The sequence below is a fragment of the Arsenophonus sp. ENCA genome, assembly GCF_002287155.1.
Lineage (GTDB): Bacteria > Pseudomonadota > Gammaproteobacteria > Enterobacterales > Enterobacteriaceae > Arsenophonus > Arsenophonus nilaparvatae.
Window position 1 is genome coordinate 1 of sequence record NZ_NHNG01000432.1, and the last position, 2,756, is coordinate 2,756.

The following is a 2,756-nucleotide window of genomic DNA, read 5'->3' on the forward strand; positions in this document are numbered from 1 at the left end:
TCCACAATCAATCTGGACGATATCGCCCGTTTTAATGCTGCCAAGCGAATTGACAGTTAATACCGCCTCTGTCGCATTGGTAGCCGCCGTAATTGTTATCTCATCCGCATATTTACTAGCTACATAAACACGCGAACCATTAGGAATATTATATGCCATGATAAAACCTCATTATTGGCTGWTRAAAAACCRCCAKRTGGCGGCRATGTTATATTGTAGAGTGACAACGATAAGGARCGCTGACRGGWAGGATATAATTAACCTGATCACWRATTGCTGRAAATAAACYTGGCTCACCGCWTAGAAAAAGGYTATCGGTYATCGAWARRCCATTTGWTAGATAGTTTAYTAAACGGTTAGCGATATTCATGACGGCTGTRTCGCCCGTTCCTGCTTTGCCMACCACATTTAYCTGWATGACACCGCTAAATACAGGCATATCGAGMGATAAACTTAAATTWTTCGTTGTYGCTGGCAWRATGTGCARTTGTAGATAGGGTTCATTGATATCATCGAATTYACAATTTGGCCAGGCMACCTTGATATTYTCAGACTCAGCAAATTGAGCAATRTGYGCMCGKATKGCGGCATTGATRRTTAAYGGGTTCATCCTTTACGCTCWGCGATGGCMTGATGRAAAAACTGSTGAAATTCTTGTGCCGTGATCCGTACCATACCCTTCGGTGCTTGTTTTGAATGCCCTATCTCAAGCCGATAGGCATAAGGAACCACATTGGAAAAATAGACTGACTTCATGCCCACTTTAAACTGACCGATAACAAGATTKCCCTCMGCTTGKGTTACTYCRCCACTTTTATCTATTCGTCCCGTTTCTTTCATTGGYACTTCATCAAACGTCACTTGCCAGTTGCCACGAAATCTTCCCCCCGTATACCCTGCTGGCTTCCTTTCTTTTCCTTTTCCCTTTTCGGCTATTTTAGCATTCACTTGCCAGATAGAAGGATTACCGACAGGCGACATCATGACTAACCTTGCGAGTATCTTTATGAATGCCACCTTGGTAACCGCTTCCATTTTCTCTTCTGATTTGCTGATAAACGCATTAATATCGGCTGTAAAATTGTTTGCCATATCAAGCTCTCAGTTGTGCAATGAAACAAATAGTTTGACGTTGGGGCTTTATCTCTTTTACAGCAATCACTCGATGATTTCTGTTATCGATGATAATGATATCACCCTGTTGAATATTACTCTTTGCATGCGCAATGAATTTAATATCACTGGTTAAAACGAGGGAATTGTCCACTTCATTTATAGCAAACTGTGTCTTTACCCCGACCACCGTTAATGTCACATCGGGTTCGATAATTTCCTGCCCTTTTTTATCAACATAAAATTTGCCTTTTCTTTTTAAGACATAGTCCATGCCGTACTGCTTTATCAAGCGCTCAGTCGTTCTACCCATTCGAGTATAAAGATTCATCATCACCTCATCGAAAAGGTGTTGATGGCAAATCCAGAACGTATATCTAACAAGCCATTGAGTAAACCATTTAACCAGGGAAATTTGGGTAAACCCGAATTTGTTCCCGAAGCATATTGTACCGTAATAGCCCCCTCAATACGTTCTGTGGTCACTTCGCCCCCTAACGTTGGCTGTAAATCCTCGTTCTCTGACTCAATCGCCAGCCGACATTGCGCCATAACGAGTTGCTTAGGGATGACATCATTAGCAACAGGCACGCCGTCATAAAATAACCCTGTGCGTGGGAAGGATAGCAGTTGGGTTAAGCGGGTTCGTTTTCCTAACCATGGCTGTGACGCTAAATAGTCCATCGCATTAACCAGCATCGACTCAATGTGTAGGTCATCAGTCGGTATATCAACCCCTCTTTCACGGGCATAACGCTTTAAGTCCTCAGCACCGGCATAACTATTAAATGTTGGTGAATCTTTATCCGTGTTAATCATGCTCACCTCAAAAGAAAAGGGACAAAAGTCCCCTTAAACCCATTTTTCTTTAAGAAAAACTGAGACTTTCTGTGGTTTGCGTCTCACCATCCACTTTCGCGGTAACGGTAAACTGTCCCGCTGTACTGGCGGTCAATTTGACGCTGGACTTACCCTTTGCATCGGTTTTAGTCGCTGTTTTACTCAGTTTTCCACCGGTGCTTGACCACTCAACATTGCTACCCTGAACAGGTTGATTATCTTTCATGTAATCAAGCGAAATGGTCACAGCATCACTGTTATTGGCTGTCGCGTTGGTTTTATCCACCGATAATGTCACTCTGGCTTCATGATGCAATTTTATCATTACGCCTGCCGTTAATTTGTTACTGGTGAAATGTTTCTTCCAGTTACCTGCTGTGCCCAATTTTGTTAGATCAGGATTAGTCCCTTTTGATTCATCCCAGCTATAACCGAGTACGCCCACATTCACCACGCCTTCACCCCGATAGCCAACGCCTAAATTTTCCTGATCGTTGATTTCATAAGAGCGAAAATGGGGTTCCTGTGATTCCGTGATAGTGATACCCCCTGGGACTAAACCAAATATAGCATCAACAGGCGCCGTATCGGTGACTAATAGGACTTACGCAAATAGCATAATAATTGTAGGCTTTTTGAGCTGCTGACAAAGATAATCATCGAGCAATCCTCGCTTAATACGATAAAGCGTTTTGCCTGTACTTCGAGCAATTTGAGCTAATCGGGTCCAGACTAAAAAAGCACATGCAATATGATTGCGTTGTATCCGAGCATTGCGACATTGGCATTTTTCGAGTCCAGTG

General features: G+C 42.9%; 4 protein-coding genes and 3 pseudogenes. All 7 read right to left on the reverse strand.

From position 1 onward, the window contains the following. Nucleotides 1-208: 208 nt before the first annotated feature. A pseudogene (locus tag CBG25_RS11255) lies at nt 209-610 on the reverse strand (phage tail terminator-like protein). After that, a complete protein-coding gene (locus CBG25_RS11260) occupies nt 607-1,092 on the reverse strand; it encodes a hypothetical protein (RefSeq protein WP_290606702.1) in 486 nt (161 codons plus the stop codon). Before CBG25_RS11260 ends, CBG25_RS11255 begins: the two are co-directional and overlap by 4 nt. Before the next feature lies 1 nt (nt 1,093). Continuing rightward, complete coding sequence (locus CBG25_RS11265; RefSeq protein ID WP_290606704.1) at nt 1,094-1,444, reverse strand: hypothetical protein; 351 nt, start codon at nt 1,442-1,444, stop codon at nt 1,094-1,096. Nucleotides 1,445-1,446: 2 nt separating this feature from the next. After that, nucleotides 1,447-1,932 (reverse strand): DnaT-like ssDNA-binding protein, encoded by a 486-nt coding sequence (locus CBG25_RS11270; RefSeq protein WP_290606706.1) that lies wholly within the window; start codon nt 1,930-1,932, stop codon nt 1,447-1,449. 49 nt (nt 1,933-1,981) lie between these two features. Next, a complete protein-coding gene (locus tag CBG25_RS11275; protein ID WP_290606708.1) occupies nt 1,982-2,278 on the reverse strand; it encodes an Ig-like domain-containing protein in 297 nt (98 codons plus the stop codon). Further along, nucleotides 2,267-2,554 (reverse strand): annotated as a pseudogene (locus tag CBG25_RS11280) (major capsid protein); the annotation flags it as partial. The gene CBG25_RS11275 and the pseudogene CBG25_RS11280, both read right to left, overlap by 12 nt. 3 nt (nt 2,555-2,557) lie before the next feature. Next, nucleotides 2,558-2,756, reverse strand: a pseudogene (locus tag CBG25_RS11285) (IS701 family transposase); the annotation flags it as partial.

Bases quoted from the DNA above. Each gene is read 5' to 3' on its own strand.
- CBG25_RS11270 (WP_290606706.1), bottom strand. From the start codon at position 1,932: ATGATTAACACGGATAAAGATTCACCAACATTTAATAGTTATGCCGGT.
- CBG25_RS11265 (WP_290606704.1), bottom strand. From the start codon at position 1,444: ATGAATCTTTATACTCGAATGGGTAGAACGACTGAGCGCTTGATAAAG.
- CBG25_RS11275 (WP_290606708.1), bottom strand. From the start codon at position 2,278: ATGATAAAATTGCATCATGAAGCCAGAGTGACATTATCGGTGGATAAA.